The sequence below is a fragment of the Aureimonas sp. AU12 genome, from assembly GCF_001463705.1.
In the GTDB taxonomy this organism is placed as follows: domain Bacteria; phylum Pseudomonadota; class Alphaproteobacteria; order Rhizobiales; family Rhizobiaceae; genus Aureimonas.
On record NZ_BBWH01000004.1, the window covers coordinates 161,298 to 187,582 of the forward strand.

Genomic DNA, 26,285 nt, shown 5'->3' on the forward strand with positions numbered 1-26,285 from the left:
CCTCCCCGACACGACGGATTGCCGCCATGTATGACTGGCTGACCGACCACAAGATCCCCCTGGGGGTCTGGCTGCGCAGCCTGGTCGACGGGCTGACCACGAACGCCCAAGGCCTGTTCGACGCGATCTCGCTGACGCTGGGAACGCTGATCGACGGCCTGACGGCCGGGCTGGAGTTCATCCCGCCCTTCGTCTTCATCGCGCTCGTCGCGGCGGGGGCGTGGTTCCTGCACCGCTCAATCGGGCTGGTGGTGTTCGCGGTGCTGTCGCTGCTTCTGATCGTCAATCTCGGCTACTGGACCGAGACGATCCAGACGCTGTCGCTCGTCTTCTGCGCGACCTTCGTCTGCGTCATCATCGGCGTGCCGCTCGGCATCGCCGCCGCGCATCGCCCGTGGGTCTACACGGCGCTGCGACCGTTCCTCGACCTGATGCAGACCATCCCGACCTTCGTCTATCTCATCCCGACGCTCGTCCTGTTCGGCCTCGGCGCCGTGCCGGGCCTGATCTCGACGGTGATCTTCTCGATCCCCGCCCCCATCCGTCTCACCTATCTCGGGCTCTCTTCGGTTCCGCTGAACCTACGCGAAGCCGCCTCGGCCTTCGGGGCCACCGACCGGCAGCTCCTGTTCAAGGTCGAGCTGCCGCATGCCCTGCCGACGATCATGGCGGGCATCACCCAGTGCATCATGCTCAGCCTCTCGATGGTGGTGATCGCTGCGCTCGTCGGCGCCGACGGGCTCGGCAAGCCGGTGGTGCGGGCGCTCAACACGGTGAACATCGGCATGGGCTTCGAGGCGGGTCTCGCCATCGTCATCCTTGCCATTCTGCTCGACCGGATCTGCAAGAAACCCGAACCGCGCCGTGTGGCGAAGCGGAGCTGACCTCATGGCCGACGCAACCGCCGTTCCCGCCATCGAATTTCGAAACGTCGACATCGTCTTCGGCGAGAAGCGCAAGATCGCGATCCAGATGATCGACGCCGGCAAGACGCGCGACGAGATCCTCGCCGCGACCGACGCCGTGCTGGGCGCCGCCGGCGTCAACCTCACCGTCGAGCGCGGCGAGATCTGCGTGCTCATGGGCCTGTCGGGCTCCGGCAAGTCGACGATCCTGCGCGCCGTGAATCGCCTCAACGAGGTGGCGCGCGGCGAGGTCATCGTGAAGCATCGGGACAAGGGCGTCGATGTCGCGAAATGCGACGACACCACGCTGCGCGACGTGCGCACGCACACGGTCTCGATGGTCTTCCAGCAGTTCGCGCTCCTGCCCTGGCGCACCGTGCGGCAGAATGCCGGGCTTGGTCTGGAATTGCAGGGCATCCCGGTGGCCGAGCGCAACCGGATCGTCGACGAGAAGCTGGCCATGGTCGGCCTGACGAAATGGGCCGACAAATACGCCCATGAACTGTCGGGCGGCATGCAGCAACGCGTCGGCCTCGCACGCGCCTTCGCAACGGATGCCGATATCCTCTTGATGGACGAGCCCTTTTCCGCGCTCGACCCGCTCATCCGCACCAAGCTGCAGGATGAGCTGCTCGAACTCCAGCAGAGTATCAAGAAGACCATTCTCTTCGTCAGCCATGATCTCGACGAGGCGCTGAAGCTCGGCAACAAGATCGCCATCATGCAGGACGGGCGGATCGTGCAGGTCGGACAGGCCGAGGACATTCTGTTGACGCCGGCCACCCCTTACGTCGCCGAGTTCGTCAAGCACATGAACCCGCTGAACGTGCTGCGGGGCTCGGCCGTGATGCGCCCCGTGCGCTCGCTGAAGCGCGACGGCGCGGCGCTGTTGCTCGACGACGCCGGCGAAATCCGCCTCAAGCTCGACGACGGCGACCGTCCGATCTCGGTCGACATCAAGGGCGGCGCCGGCACTATCGGTCATGCCGATGCCGAGGAAGGCCATGTCGATCGCGACTGCGACGTCATCGTCGCCCCTGCCGATCTTCGCCTCCGGGCAGCCATCGCGCTGAAGCGCCAGACCAACCACCCGATTCTCCTCGTCGACGAGCTCGGCCGCCTCGCCGGCCTTTGCGACAACGAGGAGATCTATCGCGGCCTGATGCAGCGCGCCGAACCGCGATAACCGTTCAGGCTCCACGAAGACAGAAAAACCCGGCCTCCTACGAGACCGGGTCCTTCGATCAGATCTGAATGAGGATCAGCGCGACGCCTTATAGAGCTTCTGCGCGATCTCGAACATTTCCTCCGGCGCATAGTCTGGAGTGAAAGCCGAGGGAACGCCAGTCAGCTGGTGGATCTTGCCGCCCTCGGGCATGCCGTCGACCACCTCCAGCTCGCCCTGCGGATCGTCGGGCAGTGCCACTTCGCCATTGCCCCAGATGCCCGACATTTCCCTGTAGTCGTTCGGGCTGAACGTATAGAGGCGGCGATGGGAACCCTCGTCCAGATACTTCTGGCACTCCGGGATCTTCGACAGCGGAATGTTCGGCGTCGGCAGGAAGTCCTTGATCTTGACGCCCGTGATCTTCTCCAGCGCCAGCGCATAAGCGTGGGCGTGGACGGATCCGCGCACGAGGAGATAGCCGCAGACCTCGCGGCCGGTCGGGTCGGTCAGCGTCTCGTAGACCCGCAGCTTGTGCAGCCGCGCACCGCACTCGAGGTGGAAGTTGTGGAGGAGATCGACCACGACATTGCCGGTCGTGGTGATGAAGTCGTTGTTCCAGGAGACGCCGTTCGAGTTGACCGGCATCGCGCCGCCACCACCGGAGAGGAAGGCGGCCGCAAGGCGAATGTCCTTCATGTCTTCGAACGGGGCTCCGGAGATGTCGCCGCCGTCGCCGAGGTCGCCCTTCGGCTTGTCCGGACCGTTGTTCAGCATCGCCACGCCGTTCGAGACGAGTTCGACGTGGCCGAGTTCCTCGGCCGTGATCGAGGCGACAAGGCTGTAGAAGGGCTTCAGCTTGTCCTTCGAGCGGAAATTGAAGCTCTGGAACATGTAGTTCCCGAGCGTGGACATCTCTCCGTACTTGCCGCCGAGGAGTTCCTGCAGCGCCGCGGCGGCGTTGGGATCGGCTCGCTTGGGGGCTGGCAGCTCGGCCTGCAACTTGTCGACGCGCATGAACATGGGGGGACCTCTCCTGTCGGTTCAGGAAAGCAACCGGTCGTTGAAGGCATCGTTCCGCACCATCAACGGTCGCCCCTAACCGTAGTCGGGCGCCGGACGGCGGCGCTGCATCGTCGACCGTCGACTCATTATCGCATTTCGGCAAGCATTTCCGCGACAGCGAAGCGGTTAGGATCACCGGCCGAGGACGCTGCAGAAAGCCCAGCGTCCTAACGCCCTTAGCGTCATCGCGCATCATAACCAACGGGTCGCACCTCTTGGGAACGCTCGGTCCGTGAGCGGGCTGGTGGCGCTCCGATTCAGCGCAGTCGTGGCAGCGCGTTCGTTTGCTAAGCGTGCGGACTGCGCGCAACAAAAAAGAAAGGGCGCCCGCGGTTGCCCGGGGCGCCCTATCAGTCCGAGGCGGAGACGCCTCAGGCCTTGTTGCGATTGTAGACGTCGAAGCAGACGGCCGCTAGGAGCACGATGCCCTTGATGACCTGCTGGTCATCGATGCCGATGCCCATGATCGACATGCCGTTGTTCATCACGCCGATGATGAAGGCGCCGACCACCGCGCCGATCACCTTGCCGACGCCGCCATAGGCCGAGGCGCCGCCGATGAAGCAGGCCGCGATGACGTCGAGCTCGAAGCCGACGCCGGCCTTCGGGGTCGCCGAGTTCAGGCGAGCCGCGAAGATGAGGCCGGCCAAAGCGGCGAGGACGCCCATGTTGACGAAGGTGAAGAAGGTTAGGCGCTCGGTGCGGATGCCCGAGAGCTTGGCGGCCTTTTCGTTGCCGCCCACCGCATAGATGCGGCGACCCATCGTCGTGCGCGTCGTCACGAACCCGTAGACGGCGATGAGAAGCGCCATCACGATGAGGACGTTCGGAAAGCCGTTATAGGTCGCCATCAGGTAGCTGATGAGCATGATCGCCGCGGCGATGAAGAGGTTGCGGCCGACGAACAGGCCGAACGGCTCGTCCGCATGGCCGACGCGCGCCTGCTTCGAGCGCTTGCGGGCGCTCAGGAAGACGATGAGGGCCGAGGCGAAGGCGCCGATGGCGACCGTCGTCAGGTGCAGACCGTTGCCGGCGAAGAAGTCGGGAATGAAGCCTTTGGAGAGCTTCTGGAACCCTTCGGGGAACGGGCCGACCGAGGCCGATCCGAGCACTTTCAGCGTCAGGCCGCGGAAGACGAGCATGCCCGCCAGCGTCACGATGAACGATGGCACCTTGAAGTAGGCAACGAGATAGCCCTGTACGGCGCCGATGACGCCGCCGACGGCAAGGCCGATCGCGGCTGCGGTGAAGCCGTCGAGCCCGTATTTGACCATCAGCACGGCGCCGAGACCGCCGATGAAGCCGGCGACCGAGCCGATCGACAGGTCGATATGGCCGGTGATGATGATCAGCAGCATGCCGATCGCCATGATGACGACGTAGCTGTTCTGGAGAACGAGGTTCGTCAGATTCAGCGGCCGCATCAGCACGCCGTTGGTCATGTACTGGAAGAAGGCCATGATCACGATCAGAGCGATCAGCATGCCGTATTCGCGGACATGCGCCTTCAGAAAGTCGAGGTTGAAGCCTCCACCCGAGCCGCCACCGGCGGACTCGTCGGCCGTCTTAATGCTCATGGTTCACCCCTCCCGAGCGGATGATCGCACGCATGATGTTCTCCTGAGAGGCGTCGGCCGCGGTCATCTCGGCCACGATTCGGCCTTCGTTCATGACGTAGATCCGATCGCACATGCCGAGGAGTTCGGGCATTTCCGACGAGATCATCAGAACCGCCTTCCCCTCTTCCGCGAGCTTGTTGATGATGGAATAGATTTCGAACTTGGCGCCGACGTCGATGCCGCGTGTCGGCTCGTCGAGGATCAGGAGATCCGGGTTCGAGAAGAGCCACTTCGACAGAACGACCTTCTGCTGGTTGCCCCCCGAGAGATTGAGGGTCTTCTGCAGGATCGAGGAGCAGCGGATCTTAAGCTTCTCGCGGAAGCCGTCTGCGACCTCCTGCTCCCGGTGATTGTCGACGATGCCGCCCTTCGAGATGCCCGAGAGATTGGCCAGCGAGATGTTCTGCTTGATGTCGTCGTCGAGGATCAGGCCGAGATGCTTGCGGTCCTCGGTGACGTAGGCGATGCCCGCATCGATCGCCTTGTTGATCGACGACACGTCCACCGGCTTGCCGTGCATGCGCACTTCGCCGGTCACGTTGCGGCCGTAGGAGCGACCGAAGACGCTCATCGCGAACTCGGTGCGGCCCGCGCCCATCAGGCCGGCAATGCCGACAACCTCGCCGCGTCGCACGTTCACCGCGACGTTCTTCAGCACCTGCCGCGACGAGTTGAGATGGTGGAAGCAGCTCCAGTTCTTCGCCTCGAACAGGATCTCGCCGATCTTGGCCTCGCGAGAGGGATAGCGGTCGGCCAGACTGCGGCCCACCATGTCGCGGATGATGCGGTCTTCCGAGATCGGCTCGGAGCGGCAGTCGATGGTCGAGACCGTCGAGCCGTCGCGGATCACGGTGATCGAGTCGGCGACGCGCGCGATCTCGTTCAGCTTGTGCGAGATGATGATCGAGGAAATGCCCTTGCGCTTGAACTCCAGAAGGAGGTCGAGCAGCGCCTGGCTGTCGCTTTCGTTCAGGCTCGCGGTCGGCTCGTCGAGGATCAGCAGGCGGACCTTCTTGGCCAGCGCCTTGGCGATCTCGACAAGCTGCTGCTTGCCGATGCCGAGATCCTTGATGAGCGTCGTCGGCGCTTCCTTGAGGCCGACCTGCGCCAGGAGATCGCGGCAGCGATCGTGCGCCGTGTCCCAGTCGATGATGCCGTAGGAGGCGACCTCGTTGCCGAGGAACATGTTCTCGGCGATCGACAGGAGCGGCACGAGAGCCAGTTCCTGGTGAATGATGATGATGCCGAGCTTCTCGGAGTCGGAGATGTCGCGGAACGCCCGCGTCTCGTTCTCGTAGCGGATCTCGCCCTCATAGGTGCCATGCGGATAGACGCCCGACAAAACCTTCATGAGCGTGGACTTGCCCGCGCCGTTCTCGCCGCAGATCGCATGGATCTCGCCGGCCACGACGGACAGGTTGACGTTGTCGAGTGCCTTCACGCCCGGAAAGGTCTTGGTGATGCCGCGCATCTCCAGAATGGGGCTCATCCTATCCTCCCGCCGCCGGATACCAAAGAGGTTCGGGAGACCGATCGCGGCCTCCCGAACCCGTTCTGTCAGACCCGATTACTTGATCTGGTCGGCCGTGTAGTAACCGCCGCCGACGAGAACCTCTTCGGCATTGGCCTTGGTCACGAGAACCGGCTTCAGGAGGTAGGACGGGACGACCTTGACGCCGTTGTTGTAGGTCGTCGAGTCGTTGACCGTCACTTCGGTGCCGGCGGCCATGGCGTCCACCATGTCGACGGTGACCTTGGCGAGTTCGCGGGTGTCCTTGTAGATCGTCGCGTACTGTTCGCCCGCGAGGATCGACTTGACCGAAGGCACTTCGGCGTCCTGGCCCGAGACGATGGGCATCTTGAGGTCGCCCGAACCGTAGCCGACGCCCTTCAGCGAGGAGATGATGCCGATCGACAGGCCATCGTAGGGCGAGAGGACCGCATCGACCTTCTTGTCGGTGTAGTAGGCCGAGAGGAGGTTATCCATGCGGGCCTGCGCGACCGCCGGATCCCAGCGCAGCGTGCCGACCGTCTCCATGCCCATCTGGCCCGACGGCACGACGACCTTGCCGCTGTCGATCAGCGGCTGAAGGACGCTCATCGCACCGTTGTAGAAGAAGAAGGCGTTGTTGTCGTCCGGCGAACCACCGAACAGCTCGACGTTGAACGGGCCGGGCTTGTTGGCCGCGTCGAGACCCTCGACGAGCGACTGGGCCTGAAGCACGCCGACCTGGAAGTTGTCGAAGGTCGCGTAGTAGTCGACATCCGGCGTCTCGCGGATGAGGCGATCGTAGGCGATGACCTTCACGCCGGCGTCGTGCGCCTGCTTGAGAATGTCGGAGAGCGTGGTGCCGTCGATCGAGGCGACCACGAGAACCTTGACGCCCTTGGTGACCATGTTCTCGATCTGCGAGAGCTGGGTCGGGATATCGTCTTCGGCGTACTGGAGATCGGCCGTGTAGCCCTTCTCCTGCAGCGCCTTCACCATGTTGTCGCCGTCGGCGATCCAGCGGGCCGAGGACTTCGTCGGCATCGAAACGCCGACCGTGCCCTTGTCCTGCGCCATGGCGCTACCGGCAAACGTCATCGCGCCGATGGCCACGGCCGCCAGCAGGGACTTCATCGAAATCATGCTCATCCTCCCGAAACGGCAACGCGCGTCATTCGCCGTCGCCGAACTACGCCGCGATCCCTCGCGCCGCCGATCCGCTCCATGTGGCGACCGGCTCCCCGCCTGCCGCCACGATCCGTCCAGAACCGTCGCCCATCCCCGCCATCATGGCGTCCCTTCGGCAACTGCACTCTATTGTCTGATGAATTATCCTATCGCCCGAAAGCCCACAAACGGATTCTTGCGGCGAACTGATTTATCCTAAACCGAAAACGCGGTCGTAGAGCAAGACCGCCGCATCGGCGCGCGAGCGAATTTCCGTGACCGTCATTCCCGGCTTGTAGAGCGACGACCCCAGGCCGAAGGTGCGCACCCCGACTTTCGAGAAGGCCTCGAAGTCGTGCTCCGACACGCCGCCGACGACACCGACCTCCCGATCCCTCGGCAGGACGGCGCGGATCGCCGCGACACCGGCGGGCCCGAGCACGCTGGCGGGAAAGAACTTCAGCGCCGACGCCCCTGCGGCCAAGGCCTGGAAGGCCTCCGTCGGCGTGAAGACGCCGGGCATCGTGACCATGCCATGCTCGCCGGCCCGGCGGAGCACGCTCGCATCGACATTGGGGGAGACGAGCAGGCGCCCGCCCGCCTCCGCCAGCCGATCGACGCTCGCGACATCGAGGACGGTGCCCGCTCCGATGTAATGCGCGGGCGTACCGAGCTTGGCGGCCAGCGCGATCGAACGAAAAGCGTCCGGCGAGTTCAGCGGGATCTCGATCGCCTCGAAACCGGCCTCGATCAGCGTCGAGACGGCGGCCTCGGCTTCGTCGGGACCGATGCCGCGCAGGATCGCCACGAGCGAACGCTTGAGGGTCGGCCAGGGAACGGTGGCGGTGAAGCTCATGAGGGCGATCCCGTCGGGTTGAGGTCGAAGAGCGAGGCCGCAGCCGTGTGCAGCCCGTGGCGCACGCAGCGGTCGGCATCGAGCGGATGGAACGCGCCGAACCCGGCGAGGGCGAACGCCGTCTCATAGAGCTGGGCGATGGGTCCGGAGGCAAGAAGCGCGGCCCCTGTCAGATCGCCGTAGCGGGCCTTCGCGCCAGCGATCTCCATGCCGATCAGCGTGCCCGACAGCCGCGCGAGCTGCTCGTCGGACGAGCGGCCCGCCAGCAGCCAGCCCGCCCGGATCTGGAACAGCCGACTGGTGAGGAGCGCCGGCTCGGCCAGCACGTCGCGCACGGCTTCCGCGAAGGCCGGCAACGCGGGGTCCACCCCCTCGGCGCCCTCGACGGCCTGGCGCAGGATCGACGCGGTGCGTAGATGCTGGAACAGTTCGCCCGTCATGAAGGACGAGAACGCATCGATCGACCCGTCCTCCAGCCGCACCCATTTGGAATGCGTGCCGGGCATGCAGACGAAGCCGGTGCGGTAGCCGTCGGCGACGACACCGAGAAGCTGCGTCTCCTCGCCGCGCATCACGTCGGGTTCGGTGGCGCTGCGCTGGGCGAGGCCTGGCAGGATGAAGACCGGCCGCCGGGTTCCCGGCACGCGGGTCGCCTGCGCGGCCAGCCCGTCCAGGCCGATCGGCGTATCGAGATAGGCGGCTTCGATCCAGCCGGTGCGCGAGCCCACCATGCCGCACATCATCGCGGGCGCACCATCGGGCAGGCCGAGCGCCGCCAGATGCCCCTCCAGCACCGTCTCGAAGCCGCGCTCGGTGGCGCTCGTCAGCCCGTCGGGGCCGCGACGCTCGCCGAGAACCGTCCCGTCGGCCGAGCAGGCCCATGCGCGAAACGACGTGGTGCCCCAATCGGCGGCGGCATAGGCGGGGATCGCACTCATTCGGCGGACACCTTGACGCGGGCCTCGGGCAGCCCGCGGGCTCCCGGCGAGAACAGGAACGTCATGCCGCCCTTCGGATCGGCCCCGCGCTCGGCTTCGTCCATGCCCTCCGTGGCGGAGGTGACGAGCAGCCGGTCGAAGGCGGAACCGACGAAGATCGGGCAGGTCGGGCGCGTCGCCGGAAGCGCGATCGTGCGAAGGCGCTTGCCCTCGGGCGAATAGACGTCGAGGCAGGAGGCGCCCCAGCGTGCGTTCCAGATCAGACCTTCGGCATCCACCACCGCGCCGTCGAGACCACCCTCCCCGCCGCGATGGTCATAGAGCGCCGAGGGCTCGCCGGTCGGAAAGCCCGTGGCGGGATCGAGCGGCACGCGATGCAGGATGCCCTCGTGCGTGTCGGTAAAGTAGCCGACGGTGCCGTCCGGCGAGAAGGAGATGGCGTTCGGAATGGTGATGCTGGCATAGAGCCGGCGCAGCTCGCCACGGAAGAACCAGTAGATGGACCCCGCGCCGGTCTCGGCCTTGCGCCCCATCGTGCCGATCCACAGCGCCCCGCAGGGGTGCACCCGGCCGTCGTTCGAACGGGTCCGGCCGTTGTCGTCCTCGAGCCGCGTGTGCAGCTCCAGCCGACCGGTCGCGACGTCGCGCACGTACAGGCCATCCGCGGTGGCGACGAGCTGGCGATGATCGTCGATGACGGCGAGTTCGCTCGCCATCATCGGCAGGTCGTGGATCCGCGTCTCGCCTGTGGCAATCTTCGCCTCGAACAGCTTCTTTTCGAGGATGTCGAACCACCAGGCCGTGTCTGTGCGGTGATCGTAGGCCGGCCCCTCGCCGAGATGGCAGCGGTGGTCCGACAGGACGCCGATCGCGACGTCGTCCATGGGCAGTGCTCCCTCAACCGGCACGACTCGCTCGCGCACCGCGTAGCTTCTTCGGCATCGGGGTGCCGGATCGCGGATGTGGTGAAAAGGGCCGGCAGCACGCGAAGCCGGCCCTTCGAACGCTCTCAGTGGTTGTCGCGCGGCACGCCCTTGGTCTGCGCGAGGCGCTGGTACTGCACGGCGTTTTCCAGAACCGCGCCGGTCTCCATCTGGCCGACCAGCGTGCGCTGGATTTCCTGCCAGGGGGTCTGGTGCTCGGGATACTTGTAGCCGCCCTCGCTTTTCAGCGCGGCGCGCCGCGCGTTCAGCTCCTCGTCGGAGATGAGGATGTCGGCCGTACCGCGCCCGAGATCGATGCGCACCCTATCGCCGGTCTTCAGCACCGCGAGATTGCCGCCGGCCGCCGCTTCCGGCGAGGCGTTGAGGATGGAAGGGCTGCCCGACGTGCCGGACTGGCGACCGTCGCCGATGCAGGCGAGCGAAGTGACGCCGCGCTTGATCAGGTAGTCGGGCGCCCGCATGTTCACGACCTCGGCCGCGCCGGGATAGCCGATCGGACCGGCGCCACGCATGAAGAGGATCGTGTGCTCGTCAATGGCCAGCGCCGGGTCGTCGATGCGGTGGTGGTAGTCCTCGGGCCCGTCGAAGACCACGGCGTTGCCCTCGAAGGCGTTGAGGTCGTTCGGGTTCACGAGATAGCGCTCGCGGAACTCGGGCGAGATCACCGAGGTCTTCATGATCGCAGACGAGAACAGGTTGCCGCGCAGGACGAGGAAGCCGGCCTTGTCCTTCAGCGGGTTGTCGTAGGTGCGGATGACCTTGTCATCCTCGATCTTTGCGCCGCGGCAGTTGTCGCCGATGGTGCGACCGTTGACGGTCATCGCGCTCTCGTTGATCAGACCCTGCTCCATCAGCTGGTTGACCACCGCGGGCACGCCGCCGGCATGGTAGTAGTCCTCGCCGAGATATTCGCCGGCGGGCTGCAGGTTCACCAGCAGCGGGATCTCCTCGCCGTATGTCTGCCAGTCGTCAACCGTCAGCTCGACGCCGATGTGGCGGGCGAGCGCGTTGAGGTGGATCGGCGCGTTCGTCGAGCCGCCGATCGCCGAGTTGACGCGGATGGCGTTGATGAACGCGTCCTTCGTCAGGATGTCGGAGGGCTTGAGGTCCTCGTTGACCATGTCGACGATGCGAAGGCCCGTGCGATACGAGACCTCCTGCCGGTCGCGGTAGGGCGCGGGGATCGCCGCCGAGCCGGGCAGCTGCATGCCCAGAGCCTCGGCGAGCGAGTTCATCGTCGTCGCCGTGCCCATCGTGTTGCAATAGCCGGTGGAGGGCGCCGAGGAGGCGACCAGCTTGACGAAGCCGGCATAGTCGATCTCGCCCTTGGCCATCAGTTCGCGGGCCTTCCAGACGATCGTGCCCGATCCCGTGCGCTCGCCCCGGAACCAGCCGTTCAGCATCGGGCCGACCGAGAGCGCGATCGCCGGGATGTTGACGGTCGCCGCCGCCATCAGGCAGGCGGGCGTGGTCTTGTCGCAGCCGATCGTCAGCACCACGCCGTCGAGCGGATAGCCGTAGAGAATCTCGACGAGGCCGAGATAGGCGAGGTTCCGGTCGAGGCCCGCGGTCGGGCGCTTGCCGGTCTCCTGGATCGGATGGACCGGAAACTCGATGGCGATGCCGCCGGCCTCGCGGATGCCCTCGCGCACGCGGGTCGCGAGTTCCATGTGGTGGCGGTTGCAGGGCGAGAGGTCCGAGCCGGTCTGCGCGATGCCGATGATCGGGCGGCCGGACTGCAGCTCTTCCTGGCTCAGGCCGAAGTTCATGTAGCGCTCGAGATAGAGCGCGGTCATGTCGGCATTGTCGGGATTGTCGAACCAGGCGCGCGAGCGCAGCGTCGTGGCGGCACGTCCGTGGCCGCGGCTGCCCTTCGGGCTGGTCAGTCCGCCGGTCGCGGTCGTCAGGTCGTTGCCCATGGTCGTCTCCTCGTTCGGCCTCGAGCCCGATGGGCGAGGCGGTGGATGGCTAGATCGCGGAAAAGCGGAAGATCGAGCGGTGGCGATAGACGCCGCCGGGGTCGAGCCGGGCGGACGGGAAATCCGGCCGGTTCGGCGTGTCGGGATAGAGCTGCGGCTCCAGGCAGAAGGCGTCGCCCATCCGGTAGGACTGGCCGTTCTTGCCGGACCGCGTCCCGTCGAGGAAGTTGCCGGAATAGAACTGGACGCCCGGCTGGTCGGTCAGGAGTTCCAGCAGGCGGCCGCTCGACGGATCCTCGACCCGCGCGGCGAGGCGCGGCTCGCCGCCAGACGCACCGTCGATGCAGTAATTGTGGTCGTAGCCCCGGCCACGCCGGATCTGCTCGTGCCCCTCGCGGATCCGCGCCCCGATCGGCTGCAACACCCGGAAATCGAAGGGCGTGCCGGCGATGGGCGCCGGCCCGCCTTCGGGGATCGAAACCGCGTCGATCGGCAGATAGGTCTCGGCGTGAATCGCGATCCGGTGCGCGAGAACGTCCGTGACCGACGCCGCGCCGCCGAGGTTGAAGAAGGAATGATTGGTGAGGTTGACCACCGTCGGCTTCGTCGTGCGCGCCTCGAAGGCGATCTCCAGCGCGGCCTCGCCGACGAGGCGGTAGGTCAGCGCAACATCGAGCGCGCCGGGAAAGCCGCCCTCGCCGTCCGCGCTCTGGTAGTGCAGCCTAACCGAGGCGTCGTCGGATCCCGCGATCGTCCAGAGCTGCCGGTCGAAGCCCTCCGCGCCGCCATGCAGGGCGTTCGGCCCATCGTTGGCGGCGATTTCGAAGGTCTCGCCGCCCAGCGAGAAGCGCCCGCCGGCGATACGGTTGGCATAGCGGCCGATCGTGGCGCCGAAGAAGTCGCGCGAGGCGACGTAGCCCGTAAGGTCGTCATGGCCGAGCACGACGTCGGCGAGCCCCCCGTCGCGGTCGCGAACGAAAAGCGCCTGCAGCACCGCGCCATAGGTCATCACCCGCGCCTCGAAGCCGGAGGCCGAGCGCAGCGTGACGAGTTCGACCTCGCGTCCGTCGGGAAGCCGGCTGAAGGGCTGGCGGGTGACGCCGGCGCCCATGCTCAATCCTCCACGAAGGCTTCGACGACATGACGCCGGCCCAGCAGGAACGCGTCCGCGACATGCTGGAGCGGAGACAGATCGACGTCGATCGCACCCGTCGCGGCGAGTTCGACGAAGCGGCGATAGATCGCGGCATATTCGGCGTCGGGCTCGTCCACCATCGACCGGCCGTCGAGGGAAAGCTTCTTGCCGCCCTCGGCCAGCGTCAGCTTGCCCCGGGCGGTCTCGACATGGATGTTCCACGTCTCGCCACCGGTCTCGCGCCAGTCGAACTCGGCGCGGATGGGCAGGCCGGAGGCATCCGTGAACTCGAGGTCGGCGGCGATCGGCGCCGCGCGGTTCTCGGGGAACTGCAGGTCGGAGCGGCGCAGGAACATCGGCGACGGGAGGATCGCGGTTACGATCGACAGGGCGTTGATCCCGGGGTCGAAGACGCCGAGGCCGCCGGGCTCCCAGATCCAGGCCTGCCCCGGATGCCATTTGCGCACGTCCTCCTTCCACTCTATGTGGACGGAGCGGATCTCGGTCTCGGCCAGGAAGGCGCGTGCGGGCTCGACGGCGGGCGCGTAACGCGAATGCCAGGTGGCGAAGAGTGACACGCCCTTCTCGCGCGCCAGCGTCACCAGCGGCTCGATTTCGCTCACCGAAGCACCCGGCGGCTTCTCGAGCAGCAGATGCTTGCCGGCCTGAAGCGCGGCGACGGCCTGCGCATGGCGCCCCTGCGGCGGCGTGCAGAGCGCGATCGCATCCACCGCTTCGCCCGAGGCGAGCAGCGCATCGATGTCGGGAAAATGCGGCAGGCCGTCGATCGAGGCGTTGCGGCTGGCGACGGCCGCGAGCTCGACGCCCTCGGTCTTGGCGATGGAGGGCACGTGCTGGTCGCGGGCGATCTTGCCGAGGCCGACGATGGCGAGACGAAGGGTCATGCGAATGGCCCTCAGAGCGCGCGAACGGAGACGGGCGCGGCCTCGGCGGTCGCCAGCGTGTTGACGAGCGGCAGCCGGAAGGGACGCGCCTCGATCTCGAACCGGTCGCCGTCCTGGGTCTTCACGCCGTGCGACACCGACAGGGTGGCGGTGCCGAAGAAGTGGACGTGCAGATCGCCGGGGCGGCGGAACAGGTCGTACTTGAAATGGTGATGTTCGAGATTGGCGATCGAATGGCTCATGTTCGCCTCGCCCGACAGGAACGGCTTGTCGAAGATGGTCTCGTCGCCGCGCGTGATCTTCGAGGTGCCCTCGACGCTATCGGGCAATTCGCCGACGATCAGCTCCGGTCCGAGCGAGGCCTGCCGCAGCTTCGAATGGGCGAGCCAGAGATAGTTGCCACGCTCCGTCACATGGTCTGAGAACTCGTTCGACAGGCAGAAGCCGAGCCGGAACGGCGTGCCGTCCGGGCCGATCAGATAGATGCCGGCGAGCTCGGGCTCTTCGCCGCCGTCGAGCGCGAAGGCGGGCGAGGTCAACGCCTCGCCGGGGCCGACGAGGCAGGAGCCGTCGCCCTTGTAGAACCATTCGGGCTGCACGCCGGCCTCACCGTCCTTCGGCTTGCCGCCCTCGACGCCCATCTGGAACATCTTCATCGAGTCCGTGACGTGCTCGCCGGCCTGCGCCTTGTGCATCTTGTCGCGCCCGTCGGCCGAGCCGAGATGCGTCAGACCCGTGCCCGCCACGACGAAATGTGCGGGATCGGCATGATGGATCGGCAGCGCGATGCGCCCCTGCGCCAGCGCCGCGTCGAGATCCACCGCCTCGCCCTTGCCGGCCGCCTCGGCGGCTTGCGCCAGCGACTGGCCCGCGGCGATCGCCGACATCGCGAGATCGTAGGTCGAGGCGACGCCCGGCAGCACGTGGGCCGCACCGTGATCGTCGCTCGCGACGACCTGCAGCGTGCCGTTGCGGTCTTTCACCTGAAGAAGCCGAAGTGCCATGGGATGTCCGAACTCGTACCTGACGGGAGGGCGGAACCGCGTCGCGCGGCGGGAGCATCGCCCCCTTCTCGAACGACTCCAAGGTGCCGGTCAATTGTCTGCTTTATTTCGAACGGCTCCGATCTTGTCAATCGGATGGGCCGCCCGCGGCCCTGCTTCTCGACACCGCAGCGCAGCATGGCTTCCGTCGCCAGCGCTCCACTCAGCCGCCGGTCGCAAGCCGTCATCGGCTGGACAAGTCGGCATGCTCTCACTACCCGTCACGCCATTCGACCAACCCGAACCATCATCGCCGGAGGAGGCGACATGACCACGCTCGCCGTCCCGCACGCCCGCTCGATCCCCCTCTCCTGGACCGGCCATGCCAAGGCGATGATCCTCCTCGGCCTGCCGCTCGTCGGCGCGCAGCTCGCGCAGGTCTCGATCAACGTCACGAATACGGTGATCGTCGGGCAGCTCGGCACGGTCGAACTCGCGGCGGCGGTGCTGGCGACGCAGACCTTCTATCTGTTCTGGATGTTCGGCTCGGGCTTTGCCTATGCGGTGATGCCGATGGCGGCCAGCGCCAACGGGCGGGCTGATATCCGCGGCGTGCGCCGCTCGGTACGCATGGGGCTCTGGGTCGTCTGCGCCTATGCCGCCATCACGATGATCCCGCTCTGGTTCACCGAGGCGATCCTCGTGGCGCTTCGCCAGGACCCCGGCGTCTCCGCCATGGCCGGCGATTACGCGCGCATCCTGCAATGGTCGATGCTGCCCTATCTCGCGACATTCGTACTGCGATCCTACTTGAGCGCGCTCGAGCGCCCACGCGCCGTGCTCGTCATCACGGTGCTCGGGGCGCTGGCCAATGCCGGCCTCAACTACGTGCTGGTGTTCGGCCATTTCGGCGCGCCGGCGCTGGGCCTTGCGGGCTCGGGCATCGCCTCGGTCTCGACGGCGATCCTCACGGTGGCGCTGCTCGTCGCCTTCACGCTGCGCGATGCCGCACTCCAGCGCTACGATCTCTACGTCCGGTTCTGGCGTCCGGACTGGGGCGCCTTTCTCGAAGTGGTCCGCCTCGGCTGGCCGATCGGGGCGACGATCCTCGCCGAAGTGGGCCTGTTCACCGCGGCCTCCGTGATGATGGGCTGGATCGGCACGGTCGAACTCGCCGCCCACGGCATCGCTCTGCAGATCGCCTCGGTGTCCTTCATGGTGCCGCTCGGCCTTGCCAGCGCCGCGACGGTGCGCGTCGGCACCGCGTACGGGCGCGACGACAGGTTGGGCGTCGGCCGCGCCGCCCGCACCGCGCTCGTCGTCGCCACCGCGATCTCGACCGGGGCGGCCCTCCTGTTCTGGACGATCCCGGCTCCGCTGATCTCGCTCTATCTCGACCTGCGCACGCCCGACGCCGAGCGCGTCCTCCAGGCGGCGGTGCCGCTTCTGGCCATCGCCGCCGCCTTCCAGATCGTCGATTCCATCCAGGTCACGTCGAGCGGTATCCTGCGCGGATTGAAGGACACGCGCACGCCGATGATCTTCGCCGTCCTGTCCTACTGGGCGGTCGGCATGCCCGTCGCCTACACCCTCGCCTTCGTTTTCGAATGGGGCGGGGCCGGCGTCTGGTGGGGCCTTGCCATCGGCCTCGGCGTCGCCGCCGTTCTGATGACCGGCCGCTTCTTCGTCAAGGAGCGCCACGGGCGGGTGATCATCGACGCCTGATGGATTTTTGACGTGGAAGCATCGGCTTGTCGGGTTTGCCGGTCGTAAGGCGGCTTCTGCCGCATGCTCCGGGCGCGGCGTTGGCGGCCTTCCGGCGGCGCATCAGCGGCGCTCCGATCCAGCCTTCCAACCAGCCCACCAACCCTTCCAACTCGTCATCCCGGGCTTGACCCGGGATCCATGCCGAAGCGCCTTCGGATTGCGAAGTGATTAAGAACGGCGTCCGTCAGTCGGTTCTGGTGAAATCGGGTCTGCGGCTGGGATCCCGGGTCGAGCCCAGGATGACGAGGGTGAGATGTCGAGCCTCGTCCGATGTCACCCGCAACCCAGCCGCGACGGACGCACGGCCCTCCCCCTCAACCGCGAAACGTATGCGCCTCCAGCGACTCCGGCTTCATCGCGATCGAGAAGCCCGGCGCGTGCGGCGGCATGTAGCGCCCGCCGCGGACGTCGCAGGGATCGACGAAATGCTCGTGCAGGTGGTCGACATACTCGGCCACCCGCCCCTCCATCGAGCCCGAGATCACCAGATAGTCGATCATCGAGAGATGCTGGACGTACTCGCAGAGCCCGACGCCGCCGGCATGCGGACAGACCGGTTTTCCGAACTTCGCGGCCATCAGCATGATCGCGAGGTTCTCGTTGAGGCCGCCGACGCGGGCGCTGTCGATCTGCACCACGTCGATCGCGTCGGCCTGCAGGAACTGCTTGAACAGGATGCGGTTCTGGCACATCTCGCCGGTCGCGACCTTCACGGGGTGGACGCCTTCGCGGATCGCCTTGTGGCCGAGAATGTCGTCCGGCGAGGTCGGCTCCTCGATGAACCAGGGCTTGAACTCGGCCAAACGGTTGACCCACGGGATAGCCTCGCCCACCTCCCAGACCTGGTTGGCGTCGATCATCAGCGTGCGATCCGGACCGATCTCCTCACGCACGATGCGGCAGCGGCGGATGTCGTCCTCGAGATCGCGCCCGACCTTCAGCTTGAAATGGGTCCAGCCTTCCGCGATCCCATCCTGGCAGAGGCGGCGCACCTTGTCGTCGTCGTAGCCGAGCCAGCCCGCCGAGGTCGTGTAGGTCGGATAGCCCTTCGCCTCGAGGATCTGCCGCCGCTCCGCCTTGCCCTCGGCGGCGCGCACGAGGATCTCGCGCGCCTCGTCCTTCGTCAGCACGTTCGTCAGGTAGCGGAAGTCGAGCAGCGCCAGGATCTCGTCGGGGCTCATGTCGGCGACGAGTTGCCAGACGGGCTTGCCCGCGGTCTTGGCCCAGAGGTCCCAGACCGCGTTGACCACGGCGCCGATCGCCATGTGCATCACGCCCTTGTCCGGCCCCAGCCATCGCAGCTGCGAGTCCCCGGTCATCTCGCGCCAGAAGCCGCCCATGTCGGCGGCGATGTCCTCGATCCGGCGCCCGACCACGCGCTCGGCCGCGGTGGCGATCGCCTGTACCACGAGGTCGTTGCCGCGCCCGATGGTGAAGGCCAGCCCATGTCCGTCGAGGCCGGGCTCGCCGGTTTCCAGCACGACATAGGCGGCGGAATAGTCCGGGTCTGGGTTCATCGCGTCCGATCCGTCGAGCTTCTGCGAGGTCTGGAAGCGGATGTCGTAGGTCCGGAAGGAGCGGATGGCGCTGGACATGGGATCGTTCCTGTTCATATATGAAATGAGAAATCATGGACGCCACATCCTGTCAATGAGCGAACGCGACCCACCCGATCCCGACGTCGGCTCGCGCTATTCGGCGCCGGCGCTGGAAAAGGGCCTCGACATCCTCGAGCACCTGTCCGACGGGCGCCGGCCGATGACGCTTGGCGAACTGGCGGAGGCTCTTGGGCGCACGCGCAGCGAAATCTTCCGCATGGTCTCGGTGCTGGAGGCGCGCGGCTATATCGAGCGTGAGGACGCCGATCGCTTCGTCATCGCCGACAAGCTGTTTCGTCTCGGCCTCAACCGACCGCTGCACCGCAGCTTGGTGGAAGCCGCTCTACCGGTAATGCGAGGCTATGCCGAGAGCACCGGCTACTCCTGCCACCTCGCCGTCGCCAGCGAGACGCAAATGGTGGTGATCGCTCGCGTCGAGAGCGTTTCGCATATCGGCTTCTCCGTGCGGATCGGCTATCGTCAGCCGCTGGCGCTGACCGGCTCCGGCCATTGCCTCCTGGCCTTCATGAACCCGCGCCGCCGCTCGCGAACGCTTGTCGCCATCGCCCACGAAGAGCCCTTCCGCGATATCGAGAGCCTGACCGCCGATCTCGACGGGTTCCGCGCCGCCGGGCGCGTCGTGCGCCCGTCCGGCATTGCCGAAGGGGTCACCGACATTTCCGTGCCGATCCTCGACCCGCAGGAAAACGGCGCCGTTGCCGCACTGACCTCGCCGCATATCCGCATGCGCCACCAGCCGATCGACCCGGAGACGCTCGCCGAAAACGTCGCGGCGGCCGCACGGCAGATCGCCGAGTCCCTTGAGTTCGGCTGAACGTCCTTTTATGAAACGTCAATTCGCCGATGAAATCCGGCGGGCATGGGAGATGGAACGATGGCAGGACGTCTAAACGGGCAGCGCGCGGTGGTCACCGCTGCGGCGCAGGGCATCGGCCGCGCCACCGCCCTCGCCTTCGCCCATGAGGGCGCCAGTGTCATCGCCTGCGACATCAACGGCGCCAAGCTCGCCGAGCTCGATGGCACGGCGGGGATCTCCACCCGCATCCTCGACGTGCGCGACGGCGCCGCCATCGCGGCCTTCGCCGCGGAGGCAGGCCGCACCGACATCCTCTTCAACTGCGCCGGCTTCGTCCATGCCGGCACGATCCTCGAATGCGACGAAGAGGCGTTCGACTTCTCCTTCGACCTCAACGTCAAGTCGATGTACCGGATGGTCCGCGCCTTCCTGCCCGGCATGATCGAGGCCGGCGGCGCGTCGATCGTCAACATCGCCTCGGTCGCCTCCTCGCTCATCGCCGCGCCCAACCGCTTCGTCTACGGCGCCTCGAAGGCCGCCGTGATCGGCCTCACCAAGTCTGTGGCGGCCGATTTCGTGGGCAAAGGGATCCGCGCCAACGCCATCTGCCCCGGCACGGTGGAAAGCCCATCGCTGGAGGACCGGATGCGCGCCACCGGCGACCTCGACGCTGCCCGCCTCGCCTTCGCCGCCCGCCAGCCGATGGGTCGCCTCGGCAACGCCGAGGAAATCGCCGCGCTCGCCGTCTATCTCGCCTCGCGCGAGTCGGGCTTCGTCACCGGCCAAGCCATCGCCATCGACGGCGGCTGGACCAACATCTGAACCCCGACCTTCCGAACCTTTGAGGGATTTCGCATCATGAAGCTTCTGCGCTGGGGCGAGAAGAACCACGAAAAGCCGGGCATCCTGGTAATGGACGGCACGATCCGCGACCTATCCGGCCATGTCGACGATCTCGCCGGCGACTGGCTGACGGATGCCGGGCTGGCCAGGATCGCCGCCATCGACATCGACGGTCTGCCGAGCGTTCCCGCCGCCACCCGCATCGGCCAGTGCGTCGGGCGCGTCGGCAAGTTCATCTGCATTGGTCTCAACTATGCCGACCACGCGGCCGAGACGGGCGCCGCGATCCCGGCCGAGCCGATCATCTTCATGAAGGCGACGAGCGCCCTCACCGGCCCGAACGACGGCATCGTCATTCCCCGCAACTCGCAGAAGACCGATTGGGAGGTCGAACTCGGCGTCGTCATCGGCACCGAGGCGCGCTACGTCGACGAGGCCGACGCGCTGAACCACGTCGCGGGCTACTGCGTCATCAACGACCTGTCGGAGCGCGCCTTCCAGACGGAGCGTGGCGGCCAGTGGACGAAGGGCAAGTCGGCCGACAGCTTCGGTCCGATCGGCCCGTGGTTGGTGACGCGCGACGAGGTTCCCGATCCGCAGAACCTGAAGATGTGGCTGTCCGTCGACGGCGTGATGCGCCAGGATGGCTCGTCGAAGACGATGATCTTTGGCGTGGCGCACGTCGTCTCGTATCTCTCGCAGTTCATGAGCCTGCAGCCCGGCGACGTGATCTCCACGGGCACGCCGCCCGGCGTCGGCATGGGCATGAAGCCCGAGGCGATCTACCTCAAGCCCGGCCAGAACGTGCAGCTCGGCATCGAGGGTCTCGGCGAACAGACGCAGAGCGTCACCGCCGCCGCCTGACCGGTCAAATATCTGCGGCTGGTCCGGGCAACGGATCGGCCGCAGCCTCGCCGCCCGCGATCGACTGCAGCAGCGTCTGGCGCGCCGAGCGCAGATGCCGGCGGCAGAAGAACTCGACATCCAAAGGATCGCGCGCCTGCAGCGCCGCGATGTAATCGAGATGCTCCTCGAGCGCGGCCTCGTTGCGCTCCTTCTCGCCCGCCTTGTTCCACTGGTAATGGTAGTGGAAGATCATCGAGATCACGTCGTAGAAGTCGATCACGAAGCGGTTGGCAGAGGACTCGTGGATGAGGCGATGGAAGCGCTCGTCCAGTTCGGAAAAGGCGACGTAGCGCGTCTCGACGTCGGCGAGCATGGCACGATGCTCCGCCTCGATCGACGCCAACGAGCCCCAAGCCGGATGCTCCGGCGTGAGTTCGACGAAGCGTTGGGCCGAGCGCAATTCGAACATGTCGCGGACGTCGGTGAGTTCGAGCGCGAACTCGCGCGTGAAGCCCTTCAGCACCCACTGGCTGTTGCGGCGCTTCTCGATGAGGCCGAAGCGCGAGAAGCGGATCAGGAACTCGCGCACGGCCGAGACGCCGACGCCGAGATCGCGCGCCAGATCCGCCTCGCCGATCATGTCGCCGGGCTGGGCGCCCCCGGCAAGGATGCGATGCATGAACCCGCGCTCGATGATGGCACCGAGCGAATCGGTCTCACTGGTCGGGAAAGCGTCGGCCGGGCGCGGTGCCCGCAGCAGCACCTTCTCGCGCTTGTCCCAGCGAATCAGCCCGGTCTCGTCCATGCGCGACAACACGGCGCGCACCGTGGTGCGGCTCACCGCCAGCCGTGCGCCCAGCTCGCTTTCCGACGGCAGCACACCGCCGGCCGCCAGGATTTCGAGGGCCTGGTTGTAAGTGTCCTTGAACAGAGTGTTCGGCTTCGCCATGCGACCTCCGGCCCCTCGTCGACCCAAGGAACCCGACTCCCTTCTAGCGCTTCGTTCCGTTTCTTGTCGATGAGATACGGATAGGCTAGAACTTCATCGACGCTGCAAAGCGCGCGGTGGTTGCCTCGAACGCAGGGCACCCGCCTCGACACTTCCTTCCCATCACGACGAACGAGACCGCCCATGGATCGCCGCCGCATCGGTCGCACCGCCCTCGAAGTCACCGCGATCAGCCTCGGCGGCGCCGCCCTCGGCGGGCTCTACCGCGCCGTCGAGCGGGAGGCCGCGATGGCGGTCATGGAAACCGGTTGGGATGCCGGTATCCGCTACTTCGACACCGCGCCCTTCTACGGCTTCGGCCTGTCGGAGCGGCGGATGGGAGATTTCCTACGCTCGCAGCGCCGCGCCGACTACGTGCTGTCGACGAAGGTCGGGCGGATCCTCTCGGCCGTGCCGGAAGACCAGATCCCCGACCACGGCTATGTCGACCCGCTGCCGTTCCGCGTCGATTACGATTACAGCTATGACGGCATCATGCGGTCCTTCGAGTTCAGCTTGGCGCGGCTCGGCCTCAACCGCATCGACATTCTCTATGTTCACGACATCGGCGCCTACACGCACGGCGACGAGGTCAATGCCGGGCACATGAAGGATCTTCTCGGCTCTGGCCTGCGGGCCCTGGAAGAACTGAAACGATCGGGCGCGATCTCCGCCTACGGGCTCGGCGTCAACGAAGTGCCGGTCTGCCTCGACGTCATGCGCGAGGCCGAGATCGACTGCATTCTCCTGGCCGGCCGCTACACGCTGCTCGACCGCGCCGCCGAGCGCGACCTGCTGCCGCTCTGCCGCCAGACCGGCACGACGCTCGTCGTCGGCGGCGTCTTCAACTCCGGCATCCTCGCCACAGGAGCGGTGCCGGGCGCCAATTTCGACTACGGGCCGGCCTCGCCGGACATTCTGGACCGCGTCGCTCGCATGGGCGAAATCGCCGCCGAGGCTAAGATCGATCTCGCCGCCGCCGCCCTGCAGTTCCCGCTGCATGAGCCCGCCGTCTCGACCGTCCTCATCGGCACCGCGAAGCGCTCCAGCCTCGAGCGCAACCTCGCCCTCTTCGAGCCGCGACTGCCGGCAGACGCCTTCGCCGCGTTCGATTCCGTCGCGATCAACCGATAGGCCGCACCATGCTCCGCCACATCCATCCGCTTCTCGGCCCCGACCTTCTCCACGCCTTGCGCAGCCTCGGCCATGGCGACGAACTGGTGATCGCCGACGCGAACTTTCCGGCCCATTCGCTGGGTCCGCGTGTCGTGCGGCTCGACGGGGTGGATGCCGTCGCCGTCGCCGATGCGATCCTGCGTCATCTTCCGCTCGATACGTTCGTCGACCATGCGGCATTCCGCATGGCCGTGGTCGGCGATCCCGACGCGGTGCCACCTATCACGGATCTCTTCGCCGACGCGATTCGCCGCCACGCCGGCGATTTCGCGATCCAACCGCTGGAGCGGCACGCCTTCTACGAGCGCGCACGCTCTGCTCAACTCATTGTCGCGACAGGCGAAACGCGCCTCTACGGCAATCTTGTTCTAACCGTTGGAATTATCGAATAGACATTCCAGCAGACTTGCGCTTCACTCTTGTCAACGTGCGGGCGAACGAGTAGCGTCCCCGTTGTACCAAATCCATAAAGAACCGGGAAAACCGGTCGAGCGCTATCCGAGGTGGAGGAACCCGATGCAGAGCCTAACCCTGACCCGTCGCCTGCTTCTTGCAGGCATCGCCATTGCCGCCGGCTCGTTCGCGATCGGCCCGGCCCCTGCCTCCGCGCAGACGCCGACCATTCCCATCATCGTCAAGGACACCACGTCCTTCTACTGGCAGATCGTGCTCGCCGGCGCCCGCCAGGCCGGCAAGGATCTCGGCGTCAACGTGCCCGAGCTCGGCGCGCAGGCCGAAACCGACATCAACGGCCAGATCTCGATCCTCGAGAACGCCGTAGCCGGCGCCCCCGCTGCCATCGTCATCGCGCCGACCGAGCGAACCGCGCTCGGCGCCCCGATCACCGAGGCTGCCAAGTCCGTTCCGATCATCGGCATCGACTCGGCCGCCGACTCCGAGGCCTTCACCTCGTTCCTCACCACCGACAACGTCCAGGGCGGCCGCATCGCCGCCGATGGCTTGGCGGAGGCCGTGAAGGCCAAGACCGGCAAGGTCGCTGGCGACGTGGCGCTGATCACGAACGCGCCGAACGCGGGCTCCCTGGAGCAGCGCAAGCAGGGCTTCACCGAGCAGCTGGCCTCGAAGTATCCGGATCTGAAGCTCGTCGCCGACCGCTACGCCGACGGTCAGGCCGCCACCGGTCTGAACCTCACCACCGACATCCTCACTGCCAACCCGAACCTCGTCGGCATCTTCGCCTCGAACCTGATCATGGCGCAGGGTGCGGGCCAGGCGATCGCCGAGAACGGCGCGAAGGACAAGGTCGCGCTCATCGGCTTCGACAGCGACGACCGGCTCGTCGGGTTCCTGAAGGACGGCGTCATCTCGGCGCTCGTGGTGCAGGACCCCTACCGGATGGGCTACGACGGCATCAAGACGGCACTCGCGGCCTCCAAGAAGGAGAGCGTCGAGAAGAACGTCGACACCGGCGCGAACCTGATCACGACGGCGAACATGATGGAGCCCCGCTCGCAGGAGCTCCTCAACCCGAAGGTCAAGTAGGACCCTCGCCTCGCGCGGCGGCGTTCGTCCGCCGCGCCCGTCGCCCTCGCCTCCCCGTCCGTCCTGCGCCCACGGCGCCGACGGACGGCTGCGGCCATTCGCTGAGGACACCGCCGTGGCAGCTGAATCGCTCGACGCCGTCATCCATCCGACCGACGATCCTCTGCCGACGCGCGGCGCGCCGATCCTCGAACTACGGGGGCTGGAAAAGAGCTACGGCCCGGTGCGTGCGCTCAAGCCTTCCAGCTTCACCTTCGAGGCCGGCGAGATCCACGCCATCGTCGGGGAGAACGGCGCCGGCAAGTCGACGCTGATCAAGCTCCTGACGGGCGTCATCCGCCGGTCGGGCGGCGAGATCGTCTGGCAAGGCAAGCCCGTCGCGCTCGCGACGCCCCAGGAGGCGATCGACCACGGCATCAACGCGGTGCACCAGGAGGTCGTGCTCTGCCGGCACCTCAGCGTCGCCGCCAACATCTTCCTCGGTGACGAGACGGTTCGCTTCGGCATGCTGCAGAAGCGCGAGATGAACCGCGCGGCGCAGAAGATCCTCGACGACATGGGCTTCCATCTGCCCGCCGCCGCCGAACTCGGCAGCCTGACGATCGGCCAGCAGCAGCTCGTCGCCACCGCCCGCGCCTCGCTGCGCGGCACGCGTTTCATCATCTTCGACGAACCCACGGCCTACCTCACCCGGCAGGAAGCGGCGCAGCTTTTCGCGCTCATCCGCCGCCTGAAGTCCGAGGGCGTCACCATCGTCTACATCAGCCATCGCATGGAAGAGGTCTTCGAACTCGCCGACCGGGTGTCGGTGCTGCGCGACGGCACCCATGTCGGCACGCGCCTCATCGGCGAGACCAACGACGCCGAGCTCGTGTCGCTGATGATCAACCGCTCGCTCGACCAGATCTACCACAAGGAGACGATCCCGATCGGCAAGCCGCTGATCGAGACGCGCAACCTTTCGGGCAAGGGCTTCGAGGACGTCTCGATCACCGTTCGAGCCGGCGAAATCGTCGGGCTCTACGGGCTCATCGGCGCCGGGCGCTCCGAATTCGCGCTCAGCCTGTTCGGCCGCAACCCCAGGACCGCCGGCGAGATCCGCTGGAAGGGCGAGCCGGTCGACATTCGCACCGAGCGCCGCGCCATCGACCTCGGCATCGCGCTGGCGCCCGAAAGCCGCCGCGACCAGGGCCTGGCCCTCAACCTGCCGATCGGCCTGAATCTCAATCTGCCGATCTACGACCGGCTGACGCGCGGCATCACGATCAACACGCGCAAGGAATCCGAGCACGCTGACCGGCAGATCAAGGATCTGGCGATCAAGACGCCGAGCCGCCGGTCGCTCGCCTCCTCGATGTCGGGCGGCAACCAGCAGAAGATCGTCATCGGCAAGTGGCTGAACCACGGCGCCGAACTGTTCATCTTCGACGAGCCGACGGTCGGCGTCGATGTCGGCACCAAGGCCGAGATCTACCGGCTCTTCGCCAAGCTCCTGAAGAACGGCGCCGGCATTCTCCTGATCTCGTCCTACCTACCGGAGGTCTACGAGCTCTCCGACACGCTGCACGTGTTCCGCACCGGCCGTGTCGTCGGCTCCAGCGGGTTTCATACCGCGACCCACGAAGACATTCTCGCCCAGGCGATCGGCGTTTGAGCC

Annotated in this window: 23 protein-coding genes; 10 read left to right on the top strand and 13 right to left on the bottom strand. The window is 66.6% G+C overall.

Features of this window, described 5'->3' with window-relative positions:
* Window positions 1–26 precede the first annotated feature (26 nt).
* Window positions 27–884, top strand: a complete 858-nt coding sequence (gene choW / locus AUL33_RS02315; RefSeq protein ID WP_062203239.1) for a choline ABC transporter permease subunit — start codon at window positions 27–29, stop codon at window positions 882–884.
* A gap of 4 nt (window positions 885–888) precedes the next feature.
* Complete coding sequence (choV, locus tag AUL33_RS02320; protein ID WP_062203241.1) at window positions 889–2,091, top strand: choline ABC transporter ATP-binding protein; 1,203 nt, start codon at window positions 889–891, stop codon at window positions 2,089–2,091.
* Window positions 2,092–2,166: 75 nt separating this feature from the next.
* Here choV and AUL33_RS02325 read toward each other — a convergent pair whose 3' ends face one another.
* From AUL33_RS02325 to araD1, 11 genes are all read right to left on the bottom strand, one after another.
* Complete coding sequence (locus AUL33_RS02325; protein WP_062203243.1) at window positions 2,167–3,093, bottom strand: manganese catalase family protein; 927 nt, start codon at window positions 3,091–3,093, stop codon at window positions 2,167–2,169.
* Window positions 3,094–3,506: 413 nt separating this feature from the next.
* Window positions 3,507–4,712 (bottom strand): multiple monosaccharide ABC transporter permease, encoded by a 1,206-nt coding sequence (mmsB, locus tag AUL33_RS02330; RefSeq protein WP_062203245.1) that lies wholly within the window; start codon window positions 4,710–4,712, stop codon window positions 3,507–3,509.
* Window positions 4,702–6,243, bottom strand: a complete 1,542-nt coding sequence (mmsA, locus tag AUL33_RS02335) for a multiple monosaccharide ABC transporter ATP-binding protein (protein ID WP_062203247.1) — start codon at window positions 6,241–6,243, stop codon at window positions 4,702–4,704. The genes mmsB and mmsA overlap by 11 nt, the downstream gene beginning before the upstream one ends.
* Window positions 6,244–6,321: 78 nt before the next feature.
* The gene (chvE, locus tag AUL33_RS02340) at window positions 6,322–7,386 is read right to left on the bottom strand and encodes a multiple monosaccharide ABC transporter substrate-binding protein (RefSeq protein ID WP_062203249.1); all 1,065 of its coding nucleotides are present in this window, start codon (window positions 7,384–7,386) and stop codon (window positions 6,322–6,324) included.
* Window positions 7,387–7,621: 235 nt separating this feature from the next.
* Window positions 7,622–8,266, bottom strand: a complete 645-nt coding sequence (locus tag AUL33_RS02345; protein WP_062203252.1) for a 2-dehydro-3-deoxy-6-phosphogalactonate aldolase — start codon at window positions 8,264–8,266, stop codon at window positions 7,622–7,624.
* Window positions 8,263–9,204 carry a 2-dehydro-3-deoxygalactonokinase gene (locus tag AUL33_RS02350; protein WP_062203253.1) on the bottom strand — a complete coding sequence of 314 codons (942 nt, stop codon included), beginning with the start codon at window positions 9,202–9,204 and terminating at the stop codon, window positions 8,263–8,265. Before AUL33_RS02350 ends, AUL33_RS02345 begins: the two co-directional genes overlap by 4 nt.
* The gene (locus AUL33_RS02355) at window positions 9,201–10,088 is read right to left on the bottom strand and encodes an SMP-30/gluconolactonase/LRE family protein (RefSeq protein WP_062203256.1); all 888 of its coding nucleotides are present in this window, start codon (window positions 10,086–10,088) and stop codon (window positions 9,201–9,203) included. The genes AUL33_RS02350 and AUL33_RS02355 overlap by 4 nt, the downstream gene beginning before the upstream one ends.
* A 125-nt stretch (window positions 10,089–10,213) precedes the next feature.
* Window positions 10,214–12,067, bottom strand: coding sequence for an IlvD/Edd family dehydratase (locus AUL33_RS02360; RefSeq protein ID WP_244491896.1), 1,854 nt, complete (start codon window positions 12,065–12,067; stop codon window positions 10,214–10,216).
* A 49-nt stretch (window positions 12,068–12,116) separates the two neighbouring features.
* Window positions 12,117–13,178, bottom strand: a complete 1,062-nt coding sequence (locus AUL33_RS02365) for an aldose epimerase family protein (RefSeq protein WP_062203257.1) — start codon at window positions 13,176–13,178, stop codon at window positions 12,117–12,119.
* Between the two features lie 2 nt (window positions 13,179–13,180).
* Window positions 13,181–14,107 carry a Gfo/Idh/MocA family protein gene (locus tag AUL33_RS02370; RefSeq protein WP_062203258.1) on the bottom strand — a complete coding sequence of 309 codons (927 nt, stop codon included), beginning with the start codon at window positions 14,105–14,107 and terminating at the stop codon, window positions 13,181–13,183.
* A gap of 11 nt (window positions 14,108–14,118) precedes the next feature.
* Window positions 14,119–15,111 carry an AraD1 family protein gene (araD1, locus tag AUL33_RS02375; RefSeq protein WP_062203259.1) on the bottom strand — a complete coding sequence of 331 codons (993 nt, stop codon included), beginning with the start codon at window positions 15,109–15,111 and terminating at the stop codon, window positions 14,119–14,121.
* Between the two features lie 306 nt (window positions 15,112–15,417).
* Here araD1 and AUL33_RS02380 point away from each other — a divergent pair, with 306 nt between their 5' ends.
* Window positions 15,418–16,815 (top strand): MATE family efflux transporter, encoded by a 1,398-nt coding sequence (locus tag AUL33_RS02380; RefSeq protein ID WP_062203260.1) that lies wholly within the window; start codon window positions 15,418–15,420, stop codon window positions 16,813–16,815.
* Between the two features lie 356 nt (window positions 16,816–17,171).
* Here the strand turns inward: AUL33_RS02380 and AUL33_RS02385 are convergent, their stop codons facing one another.
* Window positions 17,172–18,452: an L-fuconate dehydratase gene (locus AUL33_RS02385; RefSeq protein ID WP_062203261.1), complete on the bottom strand. Its 1,281-nt coding sequence runs from the start codon at window positions 18,450–18,452 to the stop codon at window positions 17,172–17,174.
* 55 nt (window positions 18,453–18,507) lie between these two features.
* Here AUL33_RS02385 and AUL33_RS02390 point away from each other — a divergent pair, with 55 nt between their 5' ends.
* Genes AUL33_RS02390 through AUL33_RS02400 form a run of 3 tightly spaced genes read left to right on the top strand, consistent with a single transcriptional unit; the run spans window position 18,508 to window position 20,979 of the window.
* Entirely contained in the window at window positions 18,508–19,290 is a 783-nt protein-coding gene (locus AUL33_RS02390) for an IclR family transcriptional regulator (protein WP_062203263.1), read from the top strand.
* 60 nt (window positions 19,291–19,350) lie between these two features.
* Window positions 19,351–20,094, top strand: coding sequence for an SDR family oxidoreductase (locus tag AUL33_RS02395; protein WP_062203390.1), 744 nt, complete (start codon window positions 19,351–19,353; stop codon window positions 20,092–20,094).
* A gap of 36 nt (window positions 20,095–20,130) precedes the next feature.
* Complete coding sequence (locus AUL33_RS02400; RefSeq protein WP_062203264.1) at window positions 20,131–20,979, top strand: fumarylacetoacetate hydrolase family protein; 849 nt, start codon at window positions 20,131–20,133, stop codon at window positions 20,977–20,979.
* 4 nt (window positions 20,980–20,983) lie between these two features.
* Here AUL33_RS02400 and AUL33_RS02405 read toward each other — a convergent pair whose 3' ends face one another.
* Window positions 20,984–21,910 (bottom strand): GntR family transcriptional regulator, encoded by a 927-nt coding sequence (locus AUL33_RS02405; RefSeq protein WP_062203267.1) that lies wholly within the window; start codon window positions 21,908–21,910, stop codon window positions 20,984–20,986.
* Window positions 21,911–22,093: 183 nt separating this feature from the next.
* Between AUL33_RS02405 and AUL33_RS02410 the strand changes: the two genes are divergently transcribed.
* The 4 genes from AUL33_RS02410 (at window position 22,094) to AUL33_RS02425 (ending at window position 26,282) form a co-directional block, all read left to right on the top strand.
* The gene (locus AUL33_RS02410) at window positions 22,094–23,083 is read left to right on the top strand and encodes an aldo/keto reductase (protein ID WP_062203271.1); all 990 of its coding nucleotides are present in this window, start codon (window positions 22,094–22,096) and stop codon (window positions 23,081–23,083) included.
* An 8-nt stretch (window positions 23,084–23,091) separates the two neighbouring features.
* Window positions 23,092–23,517, top strand: a complete 426-nt coding sequence (locus AUL33_RS02415) for an RbsD/FucU family protein (protein ID WP_062203273.1) — start codon at window positions 23,092–23,094, stop codon at window positions 23,515–23,517.
* Between the two features lie 124 nt (window positions 23,518–23,641).
* On the top strand, window positions 23,642–24,628 hold the full coding sequence (locus tag AUL33_RS02420) for an ABC transporter substrate-binding protein (protein ID WP_062203275.1): 987 nt from the start codon (window positions 23,642–23,644) through the stop codon (window positions 24,626–24,628).
* 115 nt (window positions 24,629–24,743) lie between these two features.
* Complete coding sequence (locus AUL33_RS02425; protein ID WP_062203277.1) at window positions 24,744–26,282, top strand: sugar ABC transporter ATP-binding protein; 1,539 nt, start codon at window positions 24,744–24,746, stop codon at window positions 26,280–26,282.
* The last annotated feature ends 3 nt before the right edge of the window (window positions 26,283–26,285 follow it).